22 protein-coding genes are annotated in these 24,794 nt (G+C 52.6%); 7 read left to right on the plus strand and 15 right to left on the minus strand.

Annotated features, from left to right (window positions below):
• Positions 1-139: 139 nt before the first annotated feature.
• Together C3F13_07315 and C3F13_07320 are read left to right on the plus strand one after the other, a co-directional pair.
• Complete coding sequence (locus C3F13_07315; GenBank protein ID PWB54092.1) at positions 140-1,864, plus strand: hypothetical protein; 1,725 nt, start codon at positions 140-142, stop codon at positions 1,862-1,864.
• An 85-nt stretch (positions 1,865-1,949) separates the two neighbouring features.
• Entirely contained in the window at positions 1,950-2,504 is a 555-nt protein-coding gene (locus C3F13_07320; protein ID PWB54093.1) for a dCTP deaminase, read from the plus strand.
• Here C3F13_07320 and C3F13_07325 read toward each other — a convergent pair.
• Both C3F13_07325 and C3F13_07330 read right to left on the minus strand, forming a co-directional pair.
• Positions 2,501-4,867 carry a formate C-acetyltransferase/glycerol dehydratase family glycyl radical enzyme gene (locus C3F13_07325; protein ID PWB54094.1) on the minus strand — a complete coding sequence of 789 codons (2,367 nt, stop codon included), beginning with the start codon at positions 4,865-4,867 and terminating at the stop codon, positions 2,501-2,503. The two genes, C3F13_07320 and C3F13_07325, sit on opposite strands and share 4 nt — an antisense overlap.
• Entirely contained in the window at positions 4,864-5,778 is a 915-nt protein-coding gene (locus C3F13_07330) for a glycyl-radical enzyme activating protein (GenBank protein PWB54095.1), read from the minus strand. Before C3F13_07330 ends, C3F13_07325 begins: the two co-directional genes overlap by 4 nt.
• A gap of 131 nt (positions 5,779-5,909) precedes the next feature.
• Here C3F13_07330 and C3F13_07335 point away from each other — a divergent pair, with 131 nt between their 5' ends.
• Positions 5,910-6,566 carry a hypothetical protein gene (locus tag C3F13_07335; protein ID PWB54096.1) on the plus strand — a complete coding sequence of 219 codons (657 nt, stop codon included), beginning with the start codon at positions 5,910-5,912 and terminating at the stop codon, positions 6,564-6,566.
• On the opposite strand, the gene C3F13_07340 is transcribed toward C3F13_07335, so the two are convergent.
• From C3F13_07340 to C3F13_07390, 11 genes are all read right to left on the minus strand, one after another.
• Complete coding sequence (locus tag C3F13_07340) at positions 6,544-7,110, minus strand: competence protein ComEA (GenBank protein ID PWB54097.1); 567 nt, start codon at positions 7,108-7,110, stop codon at positions 6,544-6,546. The genes C3F13_07335 and C3F13_07340 overlap by 23 nt on opposite strands.
• 36 nt (positions 7,111-7,146) lie before the next feature.
• Positions 7,147-8,121, minus strand: a complete 975-nt coding sequence (locus tag C3F13_07345; GenBank protein ID PWB54098.1) for a hypothetical protein — start codon at positions 8,119-8,121, stop codon at positions 7,147-7,149.
• Positions 8,122-8,166: 45 nt separating this feature from the next.
• The gene (locus C3F13_07350) at positions 8,167-10,056 is read right to left on the minus strand and encodes a hypothetical protein (protein PWB54099.1); all 1,890 of its coding nucleotides are present in this window, start codon (positions 10,054-10,056) and stop codon (positions 8,167-8,169) included.
• 72 nt (positions 10,057-10,128) lie between these two features.
• A complete protein-coding gene (locus C3F13_07355; protein PWB54100.1) occupies positions 10,129-10,686 on the minus strand; it encodes a hypothetical protein in 558 nt (185 codons plus the stop codon).
• An 18-nt stretch (positions 10,687-10,704) separates the two neighbouring features.
• Positions 10,705-11,394 (minus strand): hypothetical protein, encoded by a 690-nt coding sequence (locus tag C3F13_07360; protein ID PWB54101.1) that lies wholly within the window; start codon positions 11,392-11,394, stop codon positions 10,705-10,707.
• Between the two features lie 56 nt (positions 11,395-11,450).
• Complete coding sequence (locus C3F13_07365) at positions 11,451-12,287, minus strand: purine-nucleoside phosphorylase (protein PWB54102.1); 837 nt, start codon at positions 12,285-12,287, stop codon at positions 11,451-11,453.
• Between the two features lie 102 nt (positions 12,288-12,389).
• On the minus strand, positions 12,390-13,442 hold the full coding sequence (locus C3F13_07370; GenBank protein ID PWB54103.1) for a low-specificity L-threonine aldolase: 1,053 nt from the start codon (positions 13,440-13,442) through the stop codon (positions 12,390-12,392).
• A 35-nt stretch (positions 13,443-13,477) separates the two neighbouring features.
• Complete coding sequence (locus tag C3F13_07375) at positions 13,478-14,497, minus strand: RluA family pseudouridine synthase (protein PWB54104.1); 1,020 nt, start codon at positions 14,495-14,497, stop codon at positions 13,478-13,480.
• Complete coding sequence (lspA, locus tag C3F13_07380) at positions 14,397-14,942, minus strand: signal peptidase II (protein ID PWB54105.1); 546 nt, start codon at positions 14,940-14,942, stop codon at positions 14,397-14,399. Before lspA ends, C3F13_07375 begins: the two co-directional genes overlap by 101 nt.
• Positions 14,943-15,031: 89 nt before the next feature.
• On the minus strand, positions 15,032-16,360 hold the full coding sequence (locus tag C3F13_07385; protein ID PWB54106.1) for a 2-oxoglutarate synthase: 1,329 nt from the start codon (positions 16,358-16,360) through the stop codon (positions 15,032-15,034).
• Positions 16,357-17,478, minus strand: a complete 1,122-nt coding sequence (locus tag C3F13_07390) for a pyruvate flavodoxin/ferredoxin oxidoreductase (protein ID PWB54107.1) — start codon at positions 17,476-17,478, stop codon at positions 16,357-16,359. Before C3F13_07390 ends, C3F13_07385 begins: the two co-directional genes overlap by 4 nt.
• A 167-nt stretch (positions 17,479-17,645) precedes the next feature.
• Here C3F13_07390 and C3F13_07395 point away from each other — a divergent pair, with 167 nt between their 5' ends.
• Positions 17,646-18,509 (plus strand): 6-O-methylguanine DNA methyltransferase, encoded by an 864-nt coding sequence (locus C3F13_07395; protein PWB54108.1) that lies wholly within the window; start codon positions 17,646-17,648, stop codon positions 18,507-18,509.
• 18 nt (positions 18,510-18,527) lie between these two features.
• The gene (locus C3F13_07400; protein PWB54109.1) at positions 18,528-19,463 is read left to right on the plus strand and encodes an EamA family transporter; all 936 of its coding nucleotides are present in this window, start codon (positions 18,528-18,530) and stop codon (positions 19,461-19,463) included.
• Between the two features lie 91 nt (positions 19,464-19,554).
• Here C3F13_07400 and C3F13_07405 read toward each other — a convergent pair whose 3' ends face one another.
• Positions 19,555-22,038 (minus strand): hypothetical protein, encoded by a 2,484-nt coding sequence (locus C3F13_07405; GenBank protein ID PWB54110.1) that lies wholly within the window; start codon positions 22,036-22,038, stop codon positions 19,555-19,557.
• 30 nt (positions 22,039-22,068) lie between these two features.
• Here C3F13_07405 and C3F13_07410 point away from each other — a divergent pair, with 30 nt between their 5' ends.
• Together C3F13_07410 and prmC are read left to right on the plus strand one after the other, a co-directional pair.
• Positions 22,069-23,169: a peptide chain release factor 1 gene (locus tag C3F13_07410; GenBank protein ID PWB54111.1), complete on the plus strand. Its 1,101-nt coding sequence runs from the start codon at positions 22,069-22,071 to the stop codon at positions 23,167-23,169.
• A gap of 83 nt (positions 23,170-23,252) precedes the next feature.
• On the plus strand, positions 23,253-24,437 hold the full coding sequence (gene prmC / locus C3F13_07415) for a peptide chain release factor N(5)-glutamine methyltransferase (GenBank protein ID PWB54112.1): 1,185 nt from the start codon (positions 23,253-23,255) through the stop codon (positions 24,435-24,437).
• Between the two features lie 53 nt (positions 24,438-24,490).
• On the opposite strand, the gene C3F13_07420 is transcribed toward prmC, so the two are convergent.
• The gene (locus C3F13_07420; GenBank protein PWB54113.1) at positions 24,491-24,784 is read right to left on the minus strand and encodes an RNA-binding protein; all 294 of its coding nucleotides are present in this window, start codon (positions 24,782-24,784) and stop codon (positions 24,491-24,493) included.
• Positions 24,785-24,794: the final 10 nt, after the last annotated feature.

Genomic DNA, 24,794 nt, shown 5'->3' on the forward strand with positions numbered 1-24,794 from the left:
CAACATCCGTATCAATACTCGGGAGTTGCCAGATGAGCTTTCCAGGCCGTACCTCACAGAATTGGCAGGGATCGAGCAGCATGCTGCAACCATTGAGGGGCGTATTCAAGCTGCCTTACACGAGCGAGGCTTATAAGGTATGCTACCCCACCCACATCGTATCAAGCCTTGGGGCTTGGTCCAGCTTAGGAAAACCCCATGGCTTGCCATCCTGTTCATTTTTTTGGTCACTAGCTGTCGTTCAGGCTATCTCACTCCTACACCAGCAGCTACTGCATTGCAAGTTTTAACTGAGCCAACGGCTAGTCCTCCCCAGACAACGGCCACATCCATTCTACTGCCTACCCCCTCGCCCACCCAACCGCCCATCCGAGTGTGGTTGGCACCCTTCCTGCCGGAAAGGATGCGCAGTGTGATTACCTTGCCAGCCGGATACAGCCTGGCTGATTCGCAGGATGTTGCTGAGGCACTTCTGACTGTAGCTGCCCAAGGCCAGGCACCCAGTAGCCGATGGGTCTATGCACTGGTCGCCCCCTTCCCGACGGTCACGGATGGCGTCAGCTTGGAACAGCTCCAGGCGACCTGGAACGGAGCTCCCCCCGACGTATTTGCCAACCCGTTGCTGATGGACGCCTCCACGCGGGATGTGCTGACGGCGCTGTGGGGTGCGCCAGCTGGCGATGCAGTCACCGTTTTACCAGCGGAAGAGCTGCTGGATTATGCCTGGTCCAACCAACCCTCCTGGGCAATCATCCCCTTCGAAAATTTGGAACCGCGTTGGAAAGTTTTGACAGTAGATGGGAAGTCGCCTTTATGGAAAGGTTTTACCCTGTCCGATTACCCACTTGCCATCCCGTTTGTCCTATCCGGTACAACGAGCCTGAGTGCAGAGCAGATTAATCTACCACAAACCAACCGTGATCCATCCAGACTCACCAGCGTGGCAATGACAGGAGTGACCGCCATGGTACGCTCCACGGCTTTTTCCATGGAACAAAAGGGCATCACCTATCCGGCAGAGTATATCGGCCCGTTGTTATTAGAGACGGATATCACACACATCAGCAACGAAATCCCCTTCTCACCCGACTGCCCCTACCCAGCGCTCACCCAGGATAACCTGGTATTTTGCTCCAACCCCAGCTATATCGACCTGCTCAAAGCAGTCGGCACGGATATCGTCGAGTTGACTGGAGATCACTTCATGGATTACGGCGCAGAGGCTACTTTATACACCCTACAGATGTATAAAGACCTGGGCTGGCCATACTACGGGGGCGGGGCAAATGCTGAAGAAGCCCGCCAGCCGGTCAGGTTGCAAAACAACGGCAATAAAATCGCCTTTATGGGCTGCAATGTGGGTTGCACGGTAAAGAATGAGATACCCTGCGATGCCATTGCCACCGACACCCACCCCGGTGCAGCCCAGTGTGACTTTGATTACATCAGAACCGAGATCCCTGCCTTGCGTGATGAAGGCTACCAGGTGATTTTCACTTTCCAGCACCGCGAATACTACACCTATACGGCCATGCCCAGCCTGGTGAATGACTTCGGGCTGGTGGCTTCGGCAGGGGCTGCTATTATCAGTGGCAGTCAGGCCCATCAGCCGCATGGTTTCGCTTTCGAGAACGGGGCTTACATTCATTATGGGCTGGGAAACCTGCTCTTCGACCAGTTTGGTTATTGTGCAAATCGAGCGTGTGATGACGCCTTTATCGATCGCCACGTGTTTTATGACGGTCGCTACATCAGCACCGAGCTGATCACCCTCCGTTTTGTGGATTTTGCCCAGCCACGCTTCATGACAGTCGAGGAACGCAGGCAGTTTTTAGAGACGATTTTTAGCGCAAGTGGCTGGTAACGGGTCAAGCCCATCAATCCCAGGGATGGCAACCCCGATAAGATTTTAAGAAGATGATCCTCACAGTCTCAGATAGGAGCACAGCATGGGCCTTCAACCAGATCATTGGATTCGCAAAATGACAATGGAGAAACTCATGATTGAACCCTTCGCCGATAGCCAGGTGCGAAACGGGGTAATTTCCTATGGCGTATCATCCTATGGCTACGATATCAGGGTGGCAGACGAATTCAAGATCTTTACCCACAAGAACTTGACCATGGTTGACCCCAAGCAGTTTGACCAAACCTCCATGGTGGATTTCAAAGGAGACGTGTGTATCATCCCACCGAATTCCTTCGCCCTCGCCCGGACGGTAGAATATTTTCGTATCCCCCGCAATGTCCTGACCATCTGCCTGGGAAAATCAACCTATGCTCGCTGCGGGATCATTGTCAATGTCACACCCTTCGAGCCCGAATGGGAAGGTTATGTGACCATGGAGATCTCAAATACTGCCCCCTCACCGGCAAAAATCTACGCCAATGAAGGGATTGCGCAGGTCCTGTTCTTCGTGGCGGATGAGCCGTGTGAAACTTCCTATGCCGATAAAAAAGGGAAGTACCAGGCTCAGCAAACCATCGTGTTGCCCAAGCTTTAAAACGCCTCGTGCTCGGTGCGGGCGATGATCTCGTCCTGCAGGGTTTTGCTCAGGTCACAGAAATAATCGCTGTAGCCCGCTACACGCACGATCAGGCTGCGGTATTGTTCAGGATGCTGCTGGGCCAGGCGTAGCGTGGCAGCGTCTACCACGTTGAACTGGATGTGATGGCCATCCAGCAGGAAATAGGTGCGGATCAGCTGCACAAGCTTGTTGAGACCCTCGTCATTTTCCAATACCTGGGGGGTGAACTTCTGGTTAAGCAGGGTACCGCCGGTGCGCACATGGTCCATTTTGGCCACCGAACGAAGCACAGCCGTGGGTCCTTTATGATCAGCACCTTGAACAGGTGATACGCCTTCGGATAGAGGCGTGTAAGCCAGCCGTCCATCTGCGGTTGCACCGGTGACGCTGCCAAAATACACATGCACGGTAGTGGGGAGCAAGTTGATATGGTACTCACCGCCCTTGGTATTGCGCCTGCCTTCCACGGCATTGAAATAGATCTCGAAGACGCGCTGCATCACACGGTCGGCTCGGTCATCGTCATTGCCATATTTCGGGGTGCGGTTGAGTAATCGCTGGCGCAAGGGCTCATTGCCTGAAAAATTCGCTTCGAGATTGTCAATTAACTCGTGCATACCCAATGTGTGATTTTTAAAAACATGGTAGCCGATGCTGGTCAGGGCATCGGTCATCGTGCCGACACCCACACCCTGAATGTATGTGGTGTTATAGCGGGCACCTCCATCATGATAATCCCTTCCTGTTCGGATGCAATCATCCACCAGTAAAGACAGGAAGGGGCAGGGCATATAGCGGGCATATAAGCGCTCAATCACATTATTGCCACGCACTTTGATATCCACGAAGTAATTCACCTGTTTTTCGAAAGCCTTATAAAGTTCTTCCATGCTGGAGAATGCGCGTGGATCACCTGTGGCTGGCCCTAGCTGGATGCCGGTGCGTCGGTCGGCACCATTATGCAGGGTGATTTCCAAGACCTTAGGCAGGTTGAAATAGCCCGTCAGGTTGTAATTTTCCTTTCCGAAAGCACCTACCTCTACGCAGCCACTTGAGCCCCCGCAACGGGCATCCAGCACCGATTTTCCCATGCGCATCAGCTCCTGGCCGATCAGGTCGGCATTGAACACCGAAGGCTGGCCAAAACCAGTGCGAATGATCTCAGCTGCACGTTTAATGAAGCGGTCAGGATTCTTTTTGCTCACCTGGATGGAGGTGGAAGGCTGGAGCAGGCGCATCTGCTCGATCACATCCAGCAACAGGTAGGTGACCTCGTTCACACCATCCGAGCCATCCGGGCGTACCCCGCCCAGGTTGATCTGGGCGAAATCTGTGTAAGTACCGCTTTCTTCGGCGGTCACCCCCACTTTGGGAGGAGCCGGTTGGTTGTTGAATTTAATCCAGAAACATTGCAGGAGCTCTTCAGCTTGTTCGCAGGTTAAGCTACCATCCTGGATGCCCTGCGCATAGAAAGGCAGCAGGTGTTGATCCAGGCGACCTGGTGAGAACGCATCCCAGGTGTTCAGCTCCAGGGTTACCCCAAGGTGGACGAACCAATAGGACTGCAAGGCTTCCCAAAAATTGCGCGGGGCATGGGCTGGAACGTTCTGGCAAACCTCGGCGACTCTCATGAGCTCATTCTTGCGCCTATTATCCTGCTCGGAGGCGGCCAGGCCCAGGGCCTTCTCCGCATGCCGCTCAGCATAACGGATGATCGCACCCGCAGCTATCAGCATCGCACGCAGCTCTTCCTGTTTTTCGTATGCCAGCGGATCATTTAAGAAATCCAGCGTCATGAGGCGCGACTCGATCTCGCCCTGGAAATCCAGCATCCCCTTCTTATAAATCTTATTGTCCAGAACGGTGTGACCAGGGGCGCGCTGCTCCATAAACTCGGTAAAGATGCCAGCCTGGTAGGCGGCTTTCCACTCGGGGGTCATCTCGGCGAAGACCAGCTCGCGCATTGACTTGCCTTTCCAGAATGGGATGAGCGTATCGGCATAACTACGTCGAGTTTCAGGGCTGACCCTGAAGGAAGTCTTCTCGCGCTGGTCCAGCACATCCAGGTCATCCAGGCTGTGGCAACATAACTCCGGGAAGGTGGGGGCATGTTTCGGTGCCGGACCTTTCTCACCGACGATCAATTCCCCATCATTGATACAGATTTCCTTATGCTCAAGTAAATACTTGAAGGCCAATGCCCTTTTTACCGGGTTTGAAATCAAGCCGGTGTCCTGACTCCAAAATTCCGTCAGTAGCTCAGCCCGTTCGGAAGAAAGCGTCTCAACGGCTTCAATGCTCTGTTTACGAAGTTCTACAACACGCTGACTAAGGATCATACAGCCCTCCCAGTATGTCTGATAACCGGTAATTTATAAGTCAAAAATACTTCTTCAATCTGGCTAATCTGGTCCTTGGTTGGAACCTGGATATCGCCCAGCTTATAGCTCATCCCCAGGGCTTCGTATTTGGCGACACCGATCGTATGATACGGCATCAGCGCTACGCCCTCCAACCGGGGCAAGGAGCTTAAAAAGTTAGCAAAGTGGTTGATGCTGGTAACATCATTGTTAATTCCGGGAATAAGCGGGATACGCACCAGGATGTTTGCTCCAGTCTCTGATAGACGGCGCAAATTTCCCAAGAGCAAACGGTTCGTTACCCCAGTGTATCGCATGTGCCTGGCCTCATCCACCAGCTTCAGGTCATACAGGAATAAGTCAGTCAGTGGCAGGATTGCCTGGAAGTTCTCCCAGGAAGTGTGACCGCAGGTATCCACCGCAGCATGGATGTGGTGCTCCTTACAGTGCTTTAGAGCTTCCACGAGGAATTCAGGCTGCGCCAGGGGTTCACCACCGGTGAAGGTGACTCCTCCACCCGATTGATCGAAAAAGGGCACATCGCGCATGATCTCTGCCATCAGCTCAGCAATGCTGACCTGACGACCAACCATCTCTCGCGCTCCCGCATAACACACCTCGGCACACTTTCCACACTGATCGCACCTCTCCCAATCGGTGACGGTTCTGCCTTCCCAACGGATCGCATCCTCAGGACAGGCATTCTGGCAGGCATGCGAGGTTTTACAGCGGTTCAACCTTACCATCAGCTGCGGCTGGGTTGACTGCCCCTCAGGATTGTGGCACCACCAACATTCGAGCGGGCAGCCTTTCAGGAAGACTGCAGTGCGAATCCCTGGTCCATCATTTATCGCATAGCGCTTGATATCGAAGATCATCCCGTTGCTCATGGCTGATAACGATAAATATAATCTTTTGCAATGTGGGTGTCAATAGAAATATCCAGATTGTATACAATTAATATATTCGTAGTAGTTTTTTAATTTGTATGGTTTAATTAATTTGCTACGTGAGGTAACCCATGGACAACCCTGACAACATGACCACTCGTGAGAGCGACCGGGTCGAGAGAGAGCTTCGACAGTTAATCCTGACCCTGCAGATCGAGCCCGGACTTTCCATCAGTGAAGCCAGCCTGAGCAAGCGCTATGGCTGGGGTAGGACGCCCCTGCGGGAAGCTTTTCAGCGCCTTGCAGAACAATCGCTTCTCCACATCATCCCCCACCACGGTGTGGTGATCACACCCCTGAGCGTCTTTGATTTCGTTGAAGTAATGGACGCCATGGCGATGGTAATCGGCCCCGCAGCCTCGTTGGCTTGTAAACACCTCACTGAGGATGACCTGCACCAGTTAGCGCAAAACATCGAAGAGACACAGGCAGCCTCTTCGAAGGCGGACTTTAGCCTGGTAGCCTTGGCAGATTACGAATTTCACCGCCTGCTGGCAGCTGCCACCAACAACCGCTACCTGTCAAGGCACCTGATCCACCTGCACCAGGTGGCAATGCGTTTCAACCTGGCAGCCTGGAAAAGGGATGCCAGTGCAGCCTACTCGCTGGATGAACACGGTAGGATCTTAGCCGCGCTTCGTGAACGCGATGCAGAAAAAGCTCGTTCGATGATGCTGGAGCACATTGATAACGCTCGAATGCGGATTATGGGGACGTTCCAACCGTAATCAGGTCTTTTATTGCTTCAAATTTAGCCTGACCAACTCCTTGCACCTTCATCACATCTTCTATGCGGGTGAAGGGTCCATAATTAACCCGATAATCGAGGATTGCCTGGGCAAGCGTGGGACCTATACCCGGTAAGCTCTCCAGCTGGGCAAGATCGGCTGTGTTAACGTTAATCATCCCCGCATAAGTTGGGACGGATCGCACTGACCAACCAGTGGGTGTCGGGTCAGGCAGGCCAGTTACATTGATTTGCTGACCATCACTCAGCAGCTCAGCCAAGTTTAGTGCATTGCGGTCTGCATCCACCGAAAAACCATCCGCAGCCTGGATGGCATCGTTAACGCGACTACCCTGTGGCAAGGAGTACAATCCTGGCTGGTTTACCTTGCCACTGACATAGACGGTGATGGGAGCTGCAGTAGGAGGTGGGTTCAACCGAATAGGTTCGCCCCACGGCGGGCGGGTGACCAGAAATAGTACACCCGCTCCTAATAATATCCCCACAACAATAAATGCACCGAGCCAATACCAATGTTTTTCCATAACAATAAAATTCTTTTGACCAAGAATTATAAATAATTACTGTTCACCCAGGTTCAAGCTCAATCCTAACCGCTGTCGGGCAGCATTAACATTCAGAATTTTAACATTGATCACCTGGCCCTCATGTAAGCCCTCATCAGTTTCATCAAAATCAGTCACATCCGTAAATTCAGACGAGTGTATCAGGCCGTCCAATCCTTCTTCGATGCGGGCAAAAGCTCCAAATGGCACCAGGCTGGTTATGACTGCACTAACTACCTGACCCGGATGGTAGCGCTCCTCGGCCGTCTCCCACGGGTTGGGGATCAACCGTTTTAATGAGAGGGCAATTCGTGAGCGATCCGGATCTACATTGATCACGTACGCTTGGACGGTCTCACCAACTTTCGCCACTTCGCCCGGATGGCGAACCCGACCCCACGATAATTCCGATACATGAATCAGGCCTTCCACCCCTCCCAGGTCGACAAATACCCCAAACTCAGTGATGTTGGTGACGATCCCGCAGATCCGCTTCCCAGGGTAAATCTCACCGAATACCAGGTTCCTTTTTCCCGATTCAGCCAGGGCTGCCCGCTCCGAAAAAACCACTCTGCCGCGCTCCGGATCACACTCGATCACTTTAAATGATGCCGTCCGTCCTACATAACTTGATAGGGCTTTTTCCTTTTCAACTTCATCAGTCAGACAATTGATCTCCAGGAGGTGCGAGACGGGTACGAATCCATGCAGCCCACTTCCCGAAACCAGCAAACCCCCGCGGTTGAACCCTGTGATTTCCAGCCTGATCACCTGGTCAGTGGAGAACAGGTTATTGACCATTTGCCAGTCGATCTCACCGGTCTTGATACCCTTTCGTACGCTTTGGCTCTCAAGCAGCTCAGGTTCGTCCTGAAGTCCCAGCTCTCTGCTCGCGGAAGTCTTATATTTTTCCTCCTCAGCCAACAAAGCGGTCCACCAGGCTTCATCAATCTCAGGAGCCCTCGAATTACTGGATTGCTTAGTAACCATTAAACCCTCCTCCCCATAACTTAATCATTATTGTGCCCATTGTAATTAATTTTCTGCCCTGGCTTTCTGTTCCATTTCCATAATAGCATTCGCAACTGCTTCAACTGCCACACGTTGTTTACGGTACAGGTCAGCTTCAGACATGGATAACCGTGTGGCTATCTCACGTACTTTTTTCCCCTCCATAAACTTCATTTCCAGGATGTTGTAGAGAATCCACTCGCCGGTGAACCTGCGTTCACCCTCTGGGCGAACCTGATCGACAGCCTGGCGCAGGATAGCGCGCAAGGCATTGGCAGGATTTTCCTGGTGTTCCTCCAGGTTATCTTGCACCACTTTTAATCCAAGCAGCGGGCTGTCTGTCAACCTGGGACCACCCCAATAGTGTGTCAGTGCGTCTTTTACCCAGCGTGCCAGATCCGGCGATTCCAATGGGAGCTCCTGGGCTGTCAGCACATCCGTGCCGCCATATCTGGATGCCGCACGCAGTCGTTGGATCATATCGATTTGCGGACTCAAGGTTTCGATGGAGTTGAAGATTTCCTGCTGCTGGACGTGATCTTCGAGCGCGGTAGCAGCACGATCTGCCAGGAATAACACGGCTTGCTTTTGATCTTCACCAAGCACACTCTCAGGCTTTCGGGCGATACCCAATATCCCTAACATCACACCTTCTTTAATACGTTGGCTGTTGAGTGGAAGCAGCCAGAAGTTATTCCAGGTATAGAAACCTGTGCCATTCCCATTTTGCTCCACAAGATGATCCAGACCTTCAGCCAGGTCCACGACATCGGGTGCATCACCGATATTAACCATCATTTCAAGGTCACCCGCATCCATGGCTAAAATAAACGCCCGAGGCGCCTGTATACGGTCACAAATAGCCGCCAGGACCGACTCAAGGAACTGGCGCATATCACCAGTGGTCAACAAACGCTCATTCAGTGTCTCAACCAGCAGCAATCTGGTCTTGTCCTTCCCGGTGAAAAGCCAGCGTTCCCACAAGGGTGCTGCAAGGGTGATAATATACTCCAGCAGCAGCAATGATCCTACCATGACGATCGGTACTGCAGCAGAGTACTCAAACCCAAAGTACTCGCCTGCCCGCCGTACAAAGGTGGTGATTGCCAACACGAAAGAAGCTGTAACGGGACCGCGCATCAACCATTTGAATAGCCGGCGCTTCACCACACGATCTGGCCACGACACGCCATAAAAAGCCACCGAGTATGCCATAACCACCAGCAGCCCAAGTACCAGGATATTGTTCATCACCGCCACCAGCCAGAACAACAAGGGGTGGTTCGTGGCGAGGGTGGAGCCGAACAAGAGGAAAGGGAAGGTGCCCAATACCGGCGCCAGAGCACCTGCGATCAGATATCGCATCCTACGGCGGCTGGTAGGCGTCACTGTGCGGCGGTATGCCTCCCTAAAATTGAGCCATGTCCACACCACAGCCAGTAAAAAATACAAGGAGAAAATCCATGAGAGCAAGGTACGCTGCAGATGAGGAGCCGGGTTAGCATCAGACACAAGTGGGCCGACCAACAGCATAAACGGCAAGGTAGCCAGGAAACCCAGGCTAAACAGGTATGCCAGGCCAATCATCCACCGGTGCTTCCCAGTGGTTTGGCTGCCAGTGGTGAACATCACTGCCATTGAAAAATGGAAATAACAGGCTGGCAAAAATACAATACCCAACCATTCGATCTGTAACCAAAATTGCAAGATTTTCTCTGAGGTAACGATGCTGCTAATTGCATCTCCTACAAAGACGATTACGATGCAGATCAGGATCAATGCGAATGTGCGCGCTACCAGGTCGCGCAGGTTGAAGGTCAGGGCATATAGCAATAGGGAAAATGCAGTGATGGCAATCCCAGCGGTAAGCAGCTGGTTAACGAATGTCAGGCTGTTGATCAACGCACCAATCATATTAAACCGTCAAATCACTCACAACAAAAAACCAACTACATCAAAGAATAAGGATATTTAATCCCGGCAGGTTCACCTCAAGCTCTTTGAAAAAAATAAGGCGATATCCTGGTTAGGAAAATAATGATCGTTATACCCGCACAGGTCATAACCCAATTTTTGGGCCAGGCAGATCGCCGGGTAATTCTTGGGTTGCATTTCCAATACCATCCGTAAACAACGCTTGTGGCGCGACCAATCCTGCCCAGCCAGCGCAAGGGCGCTACCAATCCCCTGGCGGCGGAACCTGCGCATGATCACCAGGTCAGTCATCCAACCTGTATAGGGGGCAATGGAAAGCTGGACGCTTGTATATCCCACCACTTCACCCTTTAAAACCGCTACTAACAAACAAGCACGTTCTTTCCAATCGTTTGCCAGTTGAGCTGGCGGGCGCGGATAAGCCACCTTAACCGAGCGCGGTAGTTTTTGCTGGCGGAAGGTGATCTCAACCATTAGGTCAGAAGGTTTCTGACCCGTATCATGCTGGACTTCCATCTGCCAGACATGGTCACTCACATAATCATGGTCAATCTCAATCAATTGGGGGATTTCCAGCGATGTGGGTGGTCGAATTTCAATCTCCGGCATATCTACTCCATTAAAACACTAAGGTGCTGCCTGGACATTCACTTGAATATCACATGGCGGTTGTGCATTTCCAACATTATCCGTAACCATCAGCTCCAACATGTAGGCTCCCGGTGAAAGTGCCGTCGTGTCCCAGGATCCCAAGACGTCATTCTTTACCGACTGCTGACCTACCTGAATGGGCAGGTAAATCGTGTCTCCGGGTTTGGCGATTTGCAACGTGTAGAAGCCAAAGTTGATGATATCCGCTGTACCGCGCACGGTCACACTTCCATTAATCGTATCACCATTGAGGGGTGCTGTCAGGTTAACCTGGCCAGGTGTGCAGCCTTCCGCAGCAGCAACTTCACCTGGTGTGGGGGTAACACCCTGGGTGGCATCAGGATTTTGGGTGGGGGCTGGCAAGGTGATTGTGGGTGTAGCCAACAAATCCAGGGTTGTGGTGGGTAATGGGTTGGCCCCCGGCACAGTCGGGGCCACAAAAGTCACAATGGTAAACTCAACAACCGCCATAATAATCAGGATCACGATCATGGTTGCCGCTGCATTGACCCTGGATTGGGCACCTTCCCTTTCCATCCCAAAGAATGCCCCCCGTAATTCCTCCCAGGATACAGCGAATTTACGGATCTGCCATATGGCCAATACCCCCAGGATAACGTAAATCCAAATTTCATAGTTTCTAAAAAACCGGAGGATCTGTTCCATGCGGCGTCCTTAATCTCTGTAATTTTTACGTCCAGTGTGTGTCATCAACCGACAGACTAAAGACGGCGTAGCACCCCCTTGATCAGCGCCGTAAGCTTAGGCGCCAGAGTTTCACCTGCCTGCAGAACCTCTTCATGTAAAGTGATGGTTTCACCATCCAGGTTTGCTTTATTACTGATCCCCGAGATACCCAAGACACGTATACCTCCGTGACGCGCCGTGATCACCTCAGGAACCGTTGACATTCCAACTGCATCTGCCCCAATGAAGCGCAAAAAGCGCAAATCTGCTGGGGTTTCGAATGAAGGCCCAGCCAGGCAGACATAAACGCCCTCGTTTAATACCAGATTTTCTTCACTCACTACTTTCCGTGCCAGATCTAATAGAGCAAGGTCGTACGCCCTGCTCATATCCGGGAAACGGGTACCTAACTCATCGATATTTGGGCCACGCAAAGGGTTTAGCCCTGCCATGCCGATCAGGTTGATATGATCGGTGATCAGCATCAAATCACCTGGTGAAAAATTGGGGCTCACTGCTCCTGCAGCGTTGGTAACGATCAGGATCTCTATCCCTAATCGTTGCAAAACCCGCACTGGAAGAGCAACTTGATGAATTGAGTATCCTTCGTAGTAATGCACCCGCCCCTGCATGACGATAACTTCTTTGCCTTCGAGCTGGCCGATCACCAGGTGCCCCTGGTGTCCAATCACAGTAGAAACAGGCCAATCTGGAATTTCTTGATACGGAATAATAGTCGCATATTCCACGCTGGCTGCGATTGCCCCCAACCCTGAGCCAAGGATGATCCCCACTTGTGGATGATAGCTTGTTTTGGAACGAACAAAATCCGCGATACGGTCGATCTGATCCAACGAAAAGTATTCACTCATGTTAAGTCTGCCTCTCCTTAAATCCAACGCTAAACAACCAACAACCACCCCGGTCAATAATAAAATTATTATAACATGCGGGCTAAAATCCTCCGATCACCCTTACATCTGATTGATCTGTTCTCCGATATCCGCAAAGGCAAGCAAGGCCTTTTCAACCGAAGCATCGTCAATCCAATAATGAGTAACCAGGCGAAAACGCCGTTGCCCGACCACACCTACTTTAACACCTTGTTTCGCTAGCGCTGCTGCCACCTGTTTGGCATCCCCAGGATAACCATCGGCAATGGACATAAAAATCATGTTGGTATGGGGTGTCCCCGGATCCAAGGTAAACCCGGGTAAAAAGGATAATCCCTGGGCTAAATTGCGCGCTCGACGATGATCATCTGACAGCCGCTCCACCATATTCTCCAAAGCCACAATACCTGCAGCAGCCAGGATTCCCGCTTGGCGCATACCACCACCCAGTTGTTTACGCAAACGGTGAGCCCTGGCAATAAACTCGGCGCTTCCACACAATACCGATCCCACCGGGGCACATAAGCCCTTGCTGAGGCAAAAAGTAACCGAATCTGCCGCTTGGGCCAGCTCACCGGCTGAAACACCCTGGTCAGCAGCCGCGTTGAAGATGCGCGCCCCATCCAAATGCAGGAGCAAACCGTTCTCACGGGCCAGCTCACCCACAGCCCTGGTGTACTCAGCCGATAATGATACCCCGCCACAACGGTTGTGCGTGTTTTCCAAGACCACCAGTCGGGAGATTGGCTGATGAGCATCTTTTGATCGAATAGCTGCCTGGATATCCTTCAGCAGCAGGGTTCCATCGACTTGGTTGGGAAGCTGGCAGGAATGGACACCCCCCAAAGCGGAAATGCCACCAGCCTCATACAAGAAAGTGTGGGCCTTATTCCCCAGAATGGCTTCATCGCCCCGCCCGCAATGGGCGAGGATACCGATCAGGTTGCCCATCGTCCCGGAAGGCACAAACAAACCAGCTTCTTTGCCCATTCTCTCGGCTGCCATCGCTTGCAACTTGTTTACCGTCGGGTCTTCTCCGAACACATCATCGCCCACTTCCGCTTCAGCCATGGCTTTCCGCATCGCCTCTGTGGGGTGAGTCACTGTATCTGAGCGTAGATCAATCCAGTCCATATTGACTCCTTGTTGAAAACTCTGTGATAAGTACCTTATTTATTCGCCCGTAATTCAACTAATATCTCTTCTAGCTCATCTGGCAAGGGTGCTTCAAAGGTGCGGGGGGTTTTCTCTCCTGGCAGCACGATGGTCAGACCGGTTGCATGCAAGAATTGCCTTGTGATGGGAAGCGTCGCATGTCGGTGACCATAAACTTGATCACCTGTCACCGGGCAACCGATGAACTGTAAGTGCAGGCGGATCTGGTGTGTCCGGCCGGTCAGTGGATGAACCTCGAGCAGCGTATGCTCCCGAAAGCTTTCCAGTGTGCGAAATTCACTCACCGCTTCACGGCCTTTCTGCAGGCTGGTGACTGCCATCAACTTACGGTGAATCGAGTCTCTGCCGATGGGTGCGTCGATCCTCCCGGTTGGTGTAGGCGGTTTACCATCCACCAGGGCCAGGTAGACTTTAATGGTTTTGCGTAACCGGAACTGTTCCTGCAAAAAGCGATGGGCCTGGTCATTTTTTGCCAATATGATCAACCCTGAGGTGCCCTTGTCCAGTCGATGGACCACGCCAGGTCGCTTTTTGCCACCGATACCTTCCATCTCCGGGGCGTGGGCTAGGGCTGCATGCACCAGTGTTCCACTGGCATGACCAGCCGCCGGATGGACTACCATCCCCGCTGGTTTATTCACTACCAGCAAGTCTGAATTCTCGAAGATGATCGCCAATGGAATGTGTTCAGGCACCAGGTCGGTGGTTTCTACAGGCTGAATATGTACCTGAATGGTGTTGCGCCGGTCGATCATCTGGCCACTCTTGTGAGCCGGCTGGCCATCTATCACGATCCTGCCGTCTTGTATCATGGCCTGCAAGCGTGAACGCGAAAACTCCGGAAGGCAAGACACGAGGAACTTATCGAGGCGCAGTGTCCCTTCCCCATCGTATTGCAAAGTCAAGGTTTGGTCACTCAAGCGGCGGGTTCTCCGAATCGGTCTGATCGAGCGAACCTGCAGCTTGTTTCTCCTTCTCCAGCTTGTTTTGTTTTCTTTCGCTATTCCACACAGCGAAGATCAGCAGGGCGGTTCCAACCGAGATGGAGGCATCAGCAACGTTGAAAACAGCAAAGTTTCCGAGAGAGACGAAATCAGTTACGGTCCCCTGGGTTAGACGATCGATCAGGTTGCCCACTGCACCACCCAGCATCATAGCCATCGCCAGGCGCATCAACCACTCACTTCGCGGCACCTGCCGGTAATAAATCAGGATACCTATGGCGACCACGAACGCCAGGATCGTAAATACCAAGCCGAAGCCCTGCAGCATACCAAATGCCGCCCCCGTGTTCTGCCAATGGACCAGCCTGGCATATGGTTCCAACCACGGCCAGGGTGACCAACTTGCGCCGAGTGGAATCAACGTTCGCACCAGGTTCTTGGACCTCTGATCCATAAATACGATAAATCCTGCCACCCCTAAAAGAAAAGCATAATCCCAAAAATACCTTTTCAATCCATCTCTCCGAAATAACTTGGTCAGTTAATTCCCTGGGCATCAAGCCCCAATCATTTTACCTCAGTATTTCTTACGAATTTATTCTGCTACGCCGATAAGCGTAGTGCAAATTCTATAGCCCGCAGGTTGTTATCAGCAAATTCTGCCCTTCCAGACACAGCTTCTTTAAATGCATCCAGCGGGAAAAAATTGGTGTCTAGCAATAATCGAGCCAGAGCGATAATTACCCAATATTCTTTTTTAGCTGCCCAAGTATCTGATTTTTTAAACCCCAGAGGTACCACTCTTGCCCTGGTGTGGATGGGTAGAAGCTCACTGTTCGCGTAGACGATGCCCTGCTCATCCATCATATCCAGCTGGCTTTTCACAGCTGGCAGGCCTTCCTTGAATAATAAGAGCAACACCTCGGGCTTGGTGATACCTGTGTAACCAATTTGCTCTGGCGAAAGGATCACCTCAGACACCGAATGACCCGATTTGACCGTCACCGGGTAGTCATTACGCTGGCTGACCCACAGATTTGACAGCACCGCCGCCCGGCAGAACAGGGAAGCAGCTGAGTTGATCTTCTTACCGGCTGCTCCGGCGATAACCATGCCCATTCGCTTGTCCAAGTCACTCCGGTACCTGGCCTGGATCGGATGGGCAGGCATAGCTGGCTTACCGGCTTGTAAGGCAACCGATTCTCGGTACGCCTGGGTGTACTCAGCCCTGGGTGTATGCTGCAGGATGCCGGTTTTGAATCCAAGCTGATCGAGGCTGGACAACAGCATGCTTTTATTGAAGCGATTGTTGGGTACATAATATGCTGTGCATAGCTCCCATATATCAACAAGTGAGAATCCTTCATTCTGAATGGCTGCAGCAAGCATATCTGGAAGTGATTTTTCAAAGGAAGTGGTGCGGGCGGTGAAGCTGGCGCTGTTTACGGCAACTGTCTGGCAGATATCCATGGTCTTCTCCAGCTGCCCGAAAGGTGTAGAGCTGGTTAAGCCTCCCATGGGTGTGGTGACAGAATGCTCCCCACCAGTCATGCCATAGTTAAAATTGTTGAATACGATCACCGTCACGCCGATATTACGCCGGGCTGCATTGATCAGGTGGTGTCCACCGATCCCACAGCCTCCATCACCCATCAACACGATCACTTTCAGCTCAGGGTTAGCCAGCTTGATCCCGGTGGCATAGGTCACCGAGCGTCCGTGTAAGCCGTGGAAGGCGTTGGTGGTAAAGTATTTATCGGCCAGGCCGCTACAGCCGATATCCGTGACGATCACAACTTTGTGAGGATCAAGTTGCAGCTTGACCAGGGCTGCATTGAGCTGCTCAGTGATCATGCCATGCCCGCAGCCCGGGCAGAAAAAGAAAGGCAGGAGGTTCTCGTCCAGGTAGCTCAGGACGGTTTGGTCAGTCATAGCAGGCCTCCTTGGTGCAGGATTTCCTGAGGGCTGATTAACTCTCCATCCACTCGGTTGACTCCCAGCACTTCCACCCCATCTCGAACGAGACGTTCGACCTCCAGCCGGTACTGGCCAAGGTTTAGCTCAGGCACAATCACCTTGCGCACTCCATGCAAAGCAGCCCGGATTTCCTTCTCCGGTACCGGCCAAAGGGTTTGAACTGCCAGGCAGGATACACGCTTTCCCGCCTGCCGGGCTATCTGTACCGCCTCTGCCACCGCCAGGCTGGTCACCCCATAGCTAATGATTAATATATCAGCACCATCCACAAGGTCGGATTTTACCAGGGAGATCTCATCAATGCTGTCCTCTACTTTGCTTGCCAGCCGCTCGTTGAGCAGGCGAACCTTGGCCGGGTTCTTGGTGAGCTGTCCGTATTCATCGTGCGTGGAAGTGGTGAAGCGCAGGAGATGGCTGCCCCCGAAAGGGGAGAAGAGAGGTACCTGATTGGTCGGTGATGTTTTATAAGGAATAAACTCATTCTCCTGCGAAACCACCTGGCGCTTGCGCACCGGGAAGCGAATGAGCTCGTCTTCCTCCACAGTCACCAGGGTTAAGGCGATCTCTTTGTCGGTAGCCAGAAAAACGGGTATGCGGAAGCGCTCAGCCAGATCAAAGGCGCGGCAGGTCAGGTTGTAGCAGTCCGGCGCATTGGTGGGTGAGAGTACGACCACCGGATATCCCCCAGAGGTTCCCCAGCGCAGGAATTGGATATCTCCCTGGCCGACGGTGGTCGCTCCGCCAGTTGCGGGACCCATCCGTTGCACGTCGACGATCACCATGGGAACCTCCCCCATGATTGCCAGGCCAATATTCTCGCTATACAGGCTGATCCCCGGACCGGATGTTGCCGTCAGCACACGCTTGCCGGTCATGGCTGCCCCAATGCAAAACCCCATGGAAGCAATCTCGTCTTCTGCCTGGATAGCTGTGCCACTCACCTTGGGAAGCTCGTGCAGCATATACAGCAAGATATCTGTGGCCGGTGTAATGGGGTAACCGGCAAAGAAATCACAGCCCGCATCGATAGCGCCTCGCACGATCGCTTGGGCACCCGTCATCAACTCACGCATGCCTACCTCCTGGGAAAATAATAAGCTAAGTATAACCAATCCCGTTCCTTCCCGCACTGTGTGCTAGGACATAAATTTAGATTGAATTTACTCCTTGAGCAATATCAGGGTCGTAGAATGCGCAAGATTCGGGTGGATTAACAGCCTCCTTTGTTTATAATCATGACATGAACACTTACACTCAACTCTCCGATGACTATGCTCGCATTGAGCAGGTTATCTATTACCTCGAAAGAAACGCTTCTCGACAGCCCAGCCTGGAAGAGATCGCCGAACACATCCACCTGAGTGAATATCACCTTCAACGACTGTTCACGCGCTGGGTGGGGGTGAGTCCCAAACGCTTCTTGCAATACATCACCAAGGAACACGCCAAGCAAATGCTGGTTCAATCCGCCAGCGTGCTTGACACTGCTTACCAGGTAGGCTTATCCAGTCCCGGCAGGCTGCACGACCTGTTCATCACCTGGGAAGCCGTTACCCCAGGCGAGTTTAAGCAACGAGGGGAAGGTATCGCCATAACGTATGGTTTTCACCCGACACCTTTTGGTGAAATCCTGCTGGGCACTACCGAACGTGGCATCTGTTTTCTGTCATTCATCATGCCATCCGGCCGCACTGCCGCGCTGCAAGCCCTGCGCAAGATCTGGCCCAAGGCCAGGTTGGTGGAAGCCCCCGGGGCCACCGAGCCTTTAATCTCGGAAATATTTGGGCTGACTGCCTCCCATTCTCGGAACCCCCTTCACATTTACCTGAACGGCTCAAATTTCCAGCTCAAGGTGTGGGAGGCCCTACTGCGGATCCCCCCGGGTAGTGTGGTATCATACCGTGACATCGCCGCCCATCTGGGCGATCCGCAAGCTTCTCGGGCAGTGGGCAATGCTTTAGGGCGTAATCCTGTGCCGGTATTGATCCCTTGCCATCGGGTGATCACCTCCTTGGGAGAGTTTGGAAATTATCATTACGGTGAAGCGCGCAAGATCGCTCTATTGGGCTGGGAAATGGCCAGGCTGTCAAGCTCTGGTCAATGAGCTGGAGTTGCAACATCCATGAAACCACGAGCCTGGGCAGCGCTCATCGCTGTATATATCGTATGGGGATCCACTTACCTGGCAATCCGTTTCACCATCGAAACGATCCCCCCGTTCATCTCGGCTGGAATCCGCTTTTTGATCTCCGGTTTAATCCTGTTTATCTGGCGTCGGCTAAGTGGCGACCAGGCACCCAGTAAAATTGAGTGGCGGGCAGCCACGATCGTCGGACTGCTGCTCTTATTGGGAGGAAATGGTGCCCTGGTGTGGGCAGAACAGCGTATCCCATCGGGGATCGCCTCACTATTCATCGCTACTACGCCTTTATGGATGGTGCTGATCGACTCGCTGCGGCCGGGGGGCAAAAACGCTTCCTGGTTGACCTGGGCTGGAGTGTTCGTCGGCCTGCTTGGCATCGCCCTGCTGGCCAATCCATGGCAGCAGCATACTACCTCTAGCCCTCCCCTGGATATTGTCGGGATCGTCGCGCTGCTCTTCGGTGCATTTTCCTGGTCGATAGGCTCTCTCTACAGTCGCTCAGCCCCCCTGCCGAAATCACCCCTGATGGGGACCGGGATGGAAATGCTGGCTGGATCACTGGGGTTGTTTGCCTTCGCCACCCTGATTGGCGAGTGGAAGCAATTCGACGTAAGTACCATTTCCTTATCTTCGATTGGCGGATTGACCTACCTGATCATTTTCGGCTCAGGAATCGGATTCGTCGCCTACACCTGGCTGTTACGCAATGCACCTACGACGATCGTTGCAACATATGCCTACGTCAACCCGGTAGTAGCCATCTTACTGGGCAGCCTCATCGCTCATGAGCCGCTTGAACAAGTTGAGCTCATCGCAGCCATGATCATTATCAGTGGGGTGGTGCTGATCACTACCGGCAGAACCCTAACTGAGAAAAAACTGGATTCCGTTCCGCTCACCCCGGGCGAGGACTGAATATATAAAGAGCACATCTAACGATCACCAGCGATTTTCTTGAATAAAAAGCCCCCTGATGCAGATCACCAGGGGGCTTGAATTTTATCCATTAGGAACTATGCTTCGACCGCCTGGCGAACACCACCAGGAATGGCATGAACAAGAATGGGAAGAGAGCCGCACCACATAGACCCGAAGACTTGCCAGGGGGCACCTCGGGAGGTGTCTTGGTTGGTTGCTTGATGACATTCGGGGTGGGAGTTGGATCATCCTGCCCAGACGGGGTCGGAGAAGGATTCACAGATTGAGCAGCATTATCTCCAGGAATTACTTCGTAGGCGCTCCCACCCGAAAGGGCGATCACTTTGTCTCCCAACGAGAAGGCATCGCCGAGCTCAGGATAGGTGGCAACCAGATCGAAATACTCAGGTGAGAGAAACTCAACCGGTGTTGGCTTCATCTGATCAGGGTCGAAAGCAGTATCGATCCATGTGCCATCTGATAGCACATACGTCCGCGCGCCAAGCACCCGCACCGAGCTGGTGGCTTCCTCAGGTAGTGAAGGTGCACTCGCAGCACCTTGCATAGCCCCTGCATCCACAGCGGACTGAACAGCAGCCTGCCCGGATGGGGCCTGGGTGGGCATCGCCTTCAAGGTATTAAAGGTATCTTCAGCCAGTCGCTCCTGTTCAGCTACTCCGAGAGGTGCTTGCTCAGTCACCAGGTAGGATGTATATGGGGTGACAATGCCGAAGCGGATGCTCAGCTTAACAATCTGGTCAATGATCTCCTGGTTTGCGCCTTGCAGGCGGATCTCGTTCAGTAAGTAGCCGACCTTACGGGTAGCCCATAACCTGGGTATGGAAGCCTGGATAGAATTTACCGGCGACTTCTGGTCCAACATCTGACCTTCAAATATGAAGGTCAGTTTTTCACCATTCAACTCACCAGTCAGGCTGACATCTGCCTTCCCTCCCTCATGGTAACGCCCCAACAGGATGACCTGCGATCCAGAAAACAGGTCAGGCAGTGGGCTGGGATATAAATCATAGATGGAGACTCCTTTAAAGGCCAGATCCAGGTTGGTCAGGACGGGCGTGCTGATCCCATTGTAAAACGCTGAGAGGATCTCATCCAAACTCATCCCGGGCTGCACATAGGAGCTCTTACCATGATTGTCCTGTGATAAGCTGTCGAGCAGGAAGGTATCCACATCATAGCCTACCCCAAAGGTGAACAACCTGAGGTTCTTAGGGGCACTGGCAGTGAAATTAGCCAGGATCGACGGGCTGTCCATCACTCCTTCGGTGGGTAAGCCATCGGTAAGGAAGATCAGATACGTCGGACGTTCCCCGTCGACCATGGCAGCTGCATCGAGCAATGCCCGGTTGATATCAGTTGAGCCACTGGCATTTAAGGTATTCAGCCAGGAAAGTGCCTGATCTGCTTCAGATGCCGGGCTTAACCCGCGGGCATAACTGGTAACCCCTGTACTGAAGGAGATGATGTTGAAGCGGTCATCTGCATTAAGATGGCTCAAAATATAACGGGTTGCCTGTTGCACCTGCTGGAATTTCTCCCCTTCCATGCTCCCTGAACGATCTAGCACGAGTAGCAGGTCCTTTGGAATCACCCGATCTACCGCGTTGATCCCAGGCGCAAGCATGACCATGAAAAACCCATCTGGGTCGGAGGGGTCGCTTGGATCACGATAGCTCAACAAATGGAATGCCTGGCTTTCTCCCAGCGAATAATACAGGGTAAAGTCAGTGTCAGGAAGCACGTTGGATGCCTCATAACCAACCGTGACATGATTGTCGCTTTCTCGGCTGATACCTACCTCATGGCTGGGAGAATACACCGCCCGGATGGGCACGCTGGAATGGACATCCACATTGATCGTGACAGATTCTATCGGTTGGACAGAAAACTTCTCGGTGTTTAGCGGGTACAGGTAGCTCACCAATCCACCTTCTGCAGGGAGTGCCTGGGTGTACTCGAGTTCGATCCGCCGTTCACCCTGTGGAGCAATCGGGAAGATGCGTGCCTGCACCGCCCCACGCCCAACATATTCAAGCAGGGCTGGGTCGCGCATGCTAGCGACGATTTGTTCATAGGTCTGGCGTGCTTGCGTGGCGTCCAGCACTTGCCCTTCCACTGGTTTTCCATCCACCCACAGGATGAAATTGGAAACCACGGCATCGTCAGGGATGGGGAATATGTATGTCCCTTCAATTGTCCAATCATTCGGGTTATAAAACACCTGGTCCACATGCGTAACGGCTAACTGCTCATTAATCGTGACGGTAACATGATGGTAGCGGATAACCAATTGGTCCATGGGGATGGGTACTGGTGGGCAAGGGGCTGGATCGCAGATCGGAGGGTCGGGGATGATGATGCCATCTGCCAGGGCGGTGACAGGCAGCATCAAGGTGGACAGAAAGATGATCAACAAAGTGGCGGTTAGTAGAACGGACTTCGGTTTCATATTCTCCTCCTGAATGAACAGACTGAGTCCTGATAGATCACTGACGAGCTGATTGCGCATAAGACGACCGCGCTTCCTTAAAAGTTCCGATGGTATAATCATTGTCTTGATTGGGAGACCCAGGAAGCAAGCATGCCATTAGAACTATTGGATAAATTAGCTGGAATTGAGCAGCGTTATGAGGAGTTGAGCCGGTTATTTATGGAAGTCGGTGATGACTACCAGAGAGCTGCCGAGCTGAACAAGGAACGCATTGACCTGGAAGCCATCGTCACCAAAGCGCGCGAGTACCGCCAAGCCCTGGAACATATTGAAGATGCTCATTCGCTGGTCGACAGTGACGATGCTGAGCTAAGCATGCTGGCCGAAGCTGAGATTCTGGACCTGGAACCCCAGATTGAGCAGCTGGAGCGTGAAATCAAATCCATGCTGCTACCCAAGGACCCGCGCGATGACCGCAACGTGATCATGGAAATCCGGGCAGGCACAGGCGGCGATGAGGCGGCAATCTTTGCTGCCGACCTGTTCCGGTTGTACTCGCATTATGCTGAAGCTCGCAGGTGGAACATCGAGGTTCTCTCCTCGAGTGAGATAGGAATCGGTGGCTACAAAGAGATCATCTTCCTGGTCAAGGGCAAAGGAGCTTATTCCCGCCTGAAATATGAATCAGGCGTCCACCGCGTGCAGCGCGTACCGGTGACTGAATCACAAGGCCGCATCCACACCTCCACAGCCACAGTGGCCGTTCTGGCCGAGGTTGACGAGGTGGAGATCACCATCCCTGAAGCGGATATCCGCATGGATGTCTACCGCTCAGCGGGTGCTGGTGGCCAAAATGTACAGAAGAATGCTACAGCTGTGCGTATCACCCATATCCCAACAGGAATTGTGGTCGCCTGCCAGGATGAACGCTCACAGCTGCAAAACCGCATGCGGGCTATGAGCATTTTACGCGCCCGCTTGTATGAAATTGAAGAAGAAAAACGCCGGGCAGAGATCGATGCCAACCGGCGGTCACAGGTTGGCACAGGCGAGCGGGCAGAGAAAATCCGCACTTACAATTATCCCCAATCACGTGTGACAGATCACCGCATCAACTTTTCCACCTACAACCTGGCTGGCTTCATGACCGGGTCTTTACTGGATGATTTTATCGATGAGCTGGCAACCCGCGATGAGGCTGAACGTCTGGCTACCCTGGGTGAAGATGCTGTGGCCGAAGACAGCGAATAAGAATTCCTCGATCCAAAGGTTAAAAAAGCAAAGGACACATCCATCATTCATCTGGTATTTATATCAATGGATGCGATTTTGATATGCCGGTTGAAAAAACCCTCAAAGAATTACTGGCTGAGATAACCTTACAACTTGAGCCCTCCAGCGATACTGCCTCCCTGGACGCACAGGTGCTGGTCGCACATCAGCTCGGGAAACCCCGGGCATGGGTCATGGCACATCCGGAGTTCCAAGTCAGTCCCGCACAGTATGCTCAGATATCCCACGCCATGGAGCGCCTGCGAAATGGAGAACCTCTGCCATATGTTGTTGGGCATTGGGAGTTTTATGGCAAGGATTTCATCCTCACCCCTGATGTGCTTATCCCCCGGCCGGATACTGAACTGCTGGTCGAGGAGAGCATCCGCTGGCTGAAGCAACACCCAACTCAACGTCAGGCGATCGATGTCGGGACGGGCTCAGGCTGCATTGGGATCAGCCTGGCTGCTGCCATTCCAGACCTGCACCTGGTGTTGACCGATATTTCAGGCTCAGCCCTGGGCGTAGCGCAGAAGAACGCCCTAAAACACGTGCTATCTGGCCGGATGGAGTTCGTCCAGGCAAACCTGCTGGAAGGGATTGCTGGGTATTTTGACTTGATCTGCGCCAACCTGCCTTATATCCCTACAGACATGCTGAAAACATTACCGGTTGCAATTCGTGAACCGGTACTGGCTCTCGATGGGGGCCAAGATGGCATTCACCTGACCAGCAGGCTGCTTGAACAAGCCCGGCGTTGTTTGATCCCTGGCGGGGCCATCTTCCTGGAAATTGAAGCGTTGCAAGGAAATGAGATCAACATGCTTGCCGAAAAACTGTATCCGGCTGCCCAGATTAAGGTAATCAAGAGCCTGGCAGGCTGGGACCGCTGTGTGGTGATCGAGCGATCGAGGTTTCTCGTCCATATCTGCCAGCGCGAAGAATGGCAACGAGCACAAAAATATGGGAGCTTCCAGGATGACTCTTTGAAGCAATCCGGTTTTATCCATTGCTCGACGCCTGAGCAGGTTTTAGAGGTGGCGAACCGCTTCTACCGGGATGTACCTGACTTGGTACTTCTTTGGCTGAACCCCGACTTGCTGCTAGCCAATCTTCACTGGGAACCTACCGATGGTCAGTTATTCCCCCATGTGTACGGTCCGATTAACCTCCAGGCAGTTGTATCGATCACTAATTTGTGTTGTGATGATGATCATACTTTTCGCACCATCGAGCTTCCCGTTTAACCAAAATCAGGCAGGGGATGCCTGCCTCGATATGGAATCGCTTGTTTGAAATTCTAATAGCGCCTGTTGCCGCCCGGTTTGCGGTACTTTCCGCTGTCCTCCTTGGGGCGGGCGAGGTTGACCTTCAGGGTCCGGTTATCCAGCAGCGTATTGTTGAACAGACCTACTGCCTTTTCAGCCTCAGCCTGGTTGCTCAGCTCGACGAATGCAAATCCCCGTGAACGGCCGGAATCACGATCCTTGATTAAACTGACAGAGACGACCGTTCCCGCCTGGGCAAACATATTTCGCAGGTCTTCTTCGGTGGTGCTGAATGGCAAGTTCCCTACATAGAGTTTATTATCCATCTCTCCTCCA

It is taken from the genome of Anaerolineales bacterium, from assembly GCA_003105035.1.
Classification (GTDB): domain Bacteria; phylum Chloroflexota; class Anaerolineae; order Anaerolineales; family UBA4823; genus FEB-25.